Source organism: Bartonella gabonensis (genome assembly GCF_903679515.1).
GTDB classification, from domain to species: Bacteria; Pseudomonadota; Alphaproteobacteria; order Rhizobiales; family Rhizobiaceae; genus Bartonella; species Bartonella gabonensis.
The window spans coordinates 1-5527 of record NZ_CAHOYM010000058.1 but is presented as its reverse complement, the minus strand read 5'-3'; the positions used below and the strand labels follow the sequence as shown (position 1 = coordinate 5527).

General features: G+C 38.9%; 5 protein-coding genes. All 5 read right to left on the bottom strand.

Annotated features, from left to right (window positions below; all coding sequences use genetic code 11):
* Window positions 1-432: 432 nt before the first annotated feature.
* Complete coding sequence (locus HWX04_RS07675) at window positions 433-780, bottom strand: hypothetical protein (protein WP_175869545.1); 348 nt, start codon at window positions 778-780, stop codon at window positions 433-435.
* A 1964-nt stretch (window positions 781-2744) separates the two neighbouring features.
* Window positions 2745-3308 carry an MFS transporter gene (locus HWX04_RS08765; protein ID WP_246257601.1) on the bottom strand — a complete coding sequence of 188 codons (564 nt, stop codon included), beginning with the start codon at window positions 3306-3308 and terminating at the stop codon, window positions 2745-2747.
* A gap of 58 nt (window positions 3309-3366) precedes the next feature.
* Window positions 3367-3807: an MFS transporter gene (locus HWX04_RS08760; RefSeq protein WP_246257598.1), complete on the bottom strand. Its 441-nt coding sequence runs from the start codon at window positions 3805-3807 to the stop codon at window positions 3367-3369.
* Window positions 3808-4296: 489 nt separating this feature from the next.
* Window positions 4297-4734 carry a hypothetical protein gene (locus HWX04_RS07665; RefSeq protein WP_500676366.1) on the bottom strand — a complete coding sequence of 146 codons (438 nt, stop codon included), beginning with the start codon at window positions 4732-4734 and terminating at the stop codon, window positions 4297-4299.
* 22 nt (window positions 4735-4756) lie between these two features.
* Window positions 4757-5068, bottom strand: a complete 312-nt coding sequence (locus tag HWX04_RS07660) for a hypothetical protein (protein WP_175869543.1) — start codon at window positions 5066-5068, stop codon at window positions 4757-4759.
* Between the last annotated feature and the right edge of the window lie 459 nt (window positions 5069-5527).

Genomic DNA, 5527 nt, shown 5'->3' with positions numbered 1-5527 from the left:
CCTTGAAATACCGTCCCCCTGTCCCCCACAAAAGCACGGTATTTCCCCCTAATTTCACCGATCTTTCACAAAATCCCCTAAAAACACCACATCTTACACCATCATGCCACGCACACATCAGCAAGCCTCACACTTGATCTATCCCCTCAAATCTATCCCTCAAGAGTACCTCTAAACGCGCCATCCCCCCCCCAGCATAAGATCGCAATTTCACATCCCACATCAAAGCCGTGTACCTCTTACATACCAGTCTTAAACCTCCTGAAAGCATCTTATCCTCCAGCACATGCCCCTTGCCCCCTCATCCGTCACCACCTAACACCTTCCGATATCACAAGCACCTACAAGCACGATAAACTCTAAACGCCCTTAAGCCTTCATCCACCAAAGCAGCACCTTTCCAAGGCGACATCTCCCATCAACCACCTCAGCCTAACATTTTCCGATATCACACATTTGCCTTTTTTTAAGATCATGCTTCTCCGGTTGGCTCCCTTTTGGGTTTACTGGGACGATCTCGATGCGCGAAATTGTTTTGACACCTCCCGCTACTTCCCCCGTCACCTGAAGAGGCAAAACTTTTGCCAGCAGTGAGAAAAAAGGCACAGGATTATTCAAAGCATGATATTGCAGATAAGACACGAGCCCATCCTCGCCATACTGCGATCCAGCCTGCTCAGCGGCTGTAAGTAAGGCTTCATTAAACCGCTTTGTTGTTTTATTCAAATACCCTTTTTTCCGCCCTCTTCGACGTAAGGGAAGACAAGTTTTTTCAGCCATCATCATGTCTCCTTCCAATCAAGAAAAACCAATTCCATGACATGAAACAATGTCATGAAAATCAGCAATAAAACTCTACAAGCGCTCAACAATGAAAAAAGTAAAACCACACCCTAAAAGCAAGAAGCCCCCATAATGCTGAAAACCCCTCACCCCCCAAACCTCTCATTCCCTTCCATACCCTCACAAAAGGGCAACACGCCCTAAAAGCCCACACCACGTGTAAATCCTCCACATCCTTGAACTTCCCCTTAACTTTTACAGATTAACGTTTTTACGCTTTTACGCCTTTACAGAAAAATCCTCCAAACCATCACCCCACACCACTGAGGTAAACACGGTTATGTTAACAATCCGACTTCTGATCTAGCGTGTTTTCCCTGCTGATTATTCCATAGAGTTATCACTGTTTCTCAAAGAAGTGTGTTCTCCAGCCTACAAATCCTGCCAGAAAATATTTCACCCCCCACTTTCACAAGCAAACCACTTACCTTTTACATTGCCCAACGATCACCGCCCTAAAGAGCAATGTTTTACCGTAAAATTTTAAAGCAGAAAAACGCTTATCATCTAAAAACATGATGAAGCAGTGCGTTTTACATATCCTCTATCTTTGCTTAAACAGCAAAGGAAAACGCCCAATCAGTTGTAAAAATACCCCCCGCCTAAAGTTTTCCATGCCTGATATCACCGCCCTAAAGAGCAGTGTTTTACGGCATGATGGGATAAATAATCAGATGAATTGTTATTTTGACCTCCACCCCTCGTCTCAAAGGACCTTGTCTCAAGGAGCGGGGGCTTTATCCTGCGCCATTCTCATGAACAGTCTAGCTTCTTAATCGAGAAGCCACCCCCTGTTGACTTCAGATCACAGCCCTTTAAACAACACTGTTTTACGGTATATTGATTTTTCTTGCCAATCCTGCCGGAGCATTTTCCTACCCGAAAATATTTCACCCCCACGCACACAAGAAGCAGCCTTCACCAATTCACATTGCCCAACCGATCACCACCCCCAAAAAAAGAGCAGTACCTTACGGCACAGCAGGGCATCACCCCACTTCAAACGACAACACCTTGATGAACTCACAGAGCAACAAACGCCAAAACCTTGGGAAAACCCTGAATTCTCACCTCATTGTTTTTCCAATGGCTTTATCTAGTTTAAACATACAATTCCGATTGTGCCATTATGATACCTTTTTACATTGACCTTGTCAAGTTTTTATATTTTACTTTTGATCTTTTCATATCATTCTTTCTCGTAATCATCTCGCTAATGCAATCAGAATGCCCAAAACATAAAGCACAAAATAAAACATCCCTTACAGACTTCCCCATTTCGCAACAGTGCGCAGCAAGGATAATACTCAAGCCCCCATGTTCATAAAATCTACCGCCCCATCCTTCCACACCTCTCTTTGCAGCAATCGCTCTTGTACACGCCTCTCCTATCCACACGTACTGTCTCCTCCTCCATTTTCCACACCTCTTCGCATCAACACCCTAAAACACTTCCCCTCTTCATCCCAACTTGGCAACCTTCATCAACAAACTCTTCATCTCCCCACCTTTCTCACCACATTCCCCGCCATGACAAAAAACCAACACGCCCCCAAAGCATCCACAACGCATAAATCGCCCACGTCCTTGAACTTCCCCTTCACATTCACGGATTCACATGTTTACGCTTTACCATCTTTACGAAAAATCGCCCCACACACCGCTCTGTAAACAATGCTCCCCAAAATCTCTTGCCCCTATCCCACCTCTCACAGCCCCCCAAAGGGCGCTCAACAAACCCGAAAAAAGCAGCTCAATGTGTAAAGCGATATACCTGATATCACCATACTTCAAAGATCAGAGTTTTACCGCCTGATAGGATCATGAACGAACTGTCTTTTAAAAAAAAGAAACGGCATAGATATCTCAATGATCATTCTCTACTGTCGTGTGAAGGGATTTTAACGCTTTATTTTTTTAATTTTTATAACACAAATCATCCCAGTGGAAATAATGCAAGCAGACATCACTAAAAAAGAGCTCAACAATCCCACGAGTGCAAAAAATCCAGCAATAAAGCCAGACACGGCTTCAGTAGAGTTTGCTAAAGTTGAAAAGGTTCCAAAACTCTTCCCCAAATCTTCCCAACGAGAATATAATTGAAGAGCTGAAACTAAACTAATATCCACAAAAGCACCCGTAAATCCTAAAACAAAGGCGAACACGAAAATGAGTTTTAAAGAAAGAATTGCCGCCAAAGGCATAACAAACAGAATAATCCCATAAAGAAGCCAAAATACCATAAGCTTTAACGCGGTGATCTTGACGATAATTTTACTATAGAACAAACCGCCGAAAACTGTTCCAACAGCCATGAGAGAAAAAAGTGAACTTCCAAGGCTTTCCTCTCCCCCTATCGAAAGAACAAAAGCTAGAATTAAAAATCTTAAAATTGCCCTCGTAAAGAGAATAGCAAACGACGAGCCAACAAGCGTAATCAATAAGTTATTATTTTCAGTAGACATATATTTAAGATAGGAAGCTGTTTCTCACTAAATTTTGATAAAATTGAATGATTTACTCTCACTTGGATTGAGATTCATCAGATTCAATAACACGATAATAAAGATAAAATAGGTAAAAAAAATCAAAAATGAGGACGGTGGATTTATTGGCAAAAAGAAGCAGGAGGGAACACACTAAAGGACCAACGACAGATGCAATCTCATTTATAATTTGTGCAATACTATTTGCCTTTGTAAGATCCTTTATTGAAAATATTCTAGGAATAATCGCTTGAAAACTTGGTTGAAAAATACTTCTTCCAATCGTTGTACCTATTGCGGCGAAAATAAGCACAATAATATGCGCAGTCCCTGTTATATATGTTATCAAAACGAATAATGAAGCGAATAATCTCACCAATTCACTAAAGATTATATTTTTCTTCAAAGAAAAATTATCCGCGAGCCAACCGCCTATAGGGCCAAAAAAGAGAAAAGGAATAAAGCGAAAAAAATACACAAGGCCTGTAAAAAAAGATATTATCTGTCAATATCCAAGACAAGTAAAATAAAAACAACTTCATAAGCATAATCGCCAACTTTAGAAATAAACAGAGAAGAAAAAAGAACTAAAGGGCTCTTTTTTAAAAATAAATTCATATCAACCATCCGATATTAAACTTTTCTCTCATTAAAGTTCTCCGCCCTTTCATAGAATTGGTGCTATGAACTTCAAAGAAACGCCCAATCAGTGGTCAAAACACACCCCCTGCTAAAGTGCCCCATATCAGCTGATATCACGCCCCTCAAAGGAGCGTACTTCAAAAAGCTTACCCAACACAAGCCCTCCCCTAAGTATTCAACACACACGCACAAAAACACCTCAATGTGTAATTTATCTACCCGATATCAACTTCAAAGAGCAGTATTTTTACGGCATTATTGAATAATCAGCTGTTCTTGTAACTTATAATTTTTCAATGACTTTTGAATGCCTTAATTAATTATTTTATAGTACTTCTATTCTTTTTAATGCCTTTTCCTCCGCTTCTTTTTCTAACTTCGTTTTATTAGCATATTTCTGCATTTCTATTGTTTTGTTAATCTGATCATCAGTCCCTGCTTTAAAGACAATCATTGTTTCAAAAGGACTAAATGATGACGATTGACGAATATTAAAAAAGATATTCATGCACAAACTGGATGGATCAAAAGTGCACCCCCCTGTTCTTTTTAAGTCATGTATAGATATCGCATTTTTTGACATAGCAAGACCAATAACATCGTTATTTTTCTCACCAAAATTTTTTACTTTTAAAAGGTTATTTTTAGCGTCGTAAACTGGCGACATATTCATGACTTCGTCAAGAACTTGAACTTTAAAATCAAAAATGAATACAAGATCACGTAAAGAACAAGCTTTTTTAAAAGAGCAAGCATTGTACAAACGTGAGTGCAATGCAAGAAGCTCAACTGTATTTTTTAATGATCTTTACAGCAAGATCACATGATTTTTCATCTAAACGAATATCTGGAATATAGATTTCTTGTATTTTTTGCAACGGTGCAACTTTACTGTTTAATGCACCATCAATAAGCTTTTCTAACCAATTATAACTCTTAGTATCTTCACTCTCTATGAATTTCGTTCTGATCTCATCTAAAAAATTGCACAGCCCATGTTTTTCTTTAAAAGCACGCTCTCTTCGTTCAGACTTCATTGAAAATGGATATTTATCTTCTCGTTCATCCGATATATGAAGCTTCAATTTCTGGATCATTCACTTTAAATGGGTCAACGCCTTCTCCACTTTTAACAGATATAAAATGCTCACCCTTAAGAATGTCAAAAGCTTTCGTCTTTTGCGGATCCCTAAAAGACATACCATGTTGAAGAAACATATTTAATGGATTGGAATCATTCAGTGTTAACGATATATCCTGTATTAAAGGCGCCAAAATTTGCTGTTGAAGATTACCATCATTTATTAACGAATCTTTCTTATGCTCATAGAAATCCTCTAAGCCTTCTGGAAGGCGCCAATTGCAACTGTTTTTTCCTTTTCAAACCAGTTGTTAATGATTTCCTTGTTTGTGGCTAATTTCATGAAATTATCTCCCCCATTCAAATTACAAATGATACTTTTTTTCAATAAATTCCAATACATCTAATATAGTTTTTATTACAATTCTTGAAAAAAGTTCATTATCTATTTACTTTATTTACATTAATATTAACC

What these genes read in the sequence shown, in the direction of transcription:
- HWX04_RS08765 (WP_246257601.1), bottom strand. Translation starts at nt 3,308, where the DNA reads ATGTCTACTGAAAATAATAACTTATTGATTACGCTTGTTGGCTCGTCG.
- HWX04_RS07675 (WP_175869545.1), bottom strand. Translation starts at nt 780, where the DNA reads ATGGCTGAAAAAACTTGTCTTCCCTTACGTCGAAGAGGGCGGAAAAAA.
- HWX04_RS07660 (WP_175869543.1), bottom strand. Translation starts at nt 5,068, where the DNA reads ATGATCCAGAAATTGAAGCTTCATATATCGGATGAACGAGAAGATAAA.